The organism is Microbacterium sp. CIAB417 (genome assembly GCF_022788845.1).
On the sequence record NZ_JAHZUT010000036.1, the window covers coordinates 1 to 652 of the forward strand.

At 69.5% G+C, this 652-nt stretch carries 1 pseudogene; it reads left to right on the forward strand.

The window, feature by feature from the left end:
- Positions 1-652 (forward strand): annotated as a pseudogene (locus tag KYX17_RS31610) (hypothetical protein); the annotation flags it as partial.

Here is a 652-nt window from a genome sequence, read left to right on the forward strand (position 1 = left end):
CTGCTCGACGGTGGTCTGCGGACGACGGGTGAGAACTTCGACATCCTGCAGGACGAGGCGACTGTCGTTGTCGTGAACCGCGACGAGTCGACAGTGACGACCGTCGATCCCGCGAACGTGAAGCTCGGCGACAGCGGGGCGATTCCGGGTGCGAGCAAGGTGGCGCTGGGCGAGAAGACCACCGCGATCCTCGACACCGAGTCGGGAGGTCTCTGGATCAGGCCCGTGACGGGCCTGGCCGGATTCGAAGTCGCCGGAGAGAAGCCGCTGCTCGAGCTCGGGGCGAACGCGGACGTGACCGTCGGCGCCGACGGGACCGTCTACGCCGTGTCGCCGAAGGATGCCCGGGTGTACACGATCCCGGTCGACGCGCAGGGAGATCCCCTCGAACCGACCTCCGGAACCATCGACGGGCTGAAGAAGGACAGCGAGCCGACCGTCACAGCCGTGGGGGACGTCCCGGTGGTGCTCGATCCCGCTCAGGGCGTCGTGACGACGCCGGGCGGCTTCCGCACCGAGATCCCGGAAGCCGACTCGGCCATTCTGCAGCAGGCTTCGGGCTCGGCCGACTCCGTCACGGTGGCCACGGCCGGCCAGCTCTTGCGCGTTCCGCTCGACGGCGGCGAGATCGCCGTGTCCGAGGCCGGGTCGG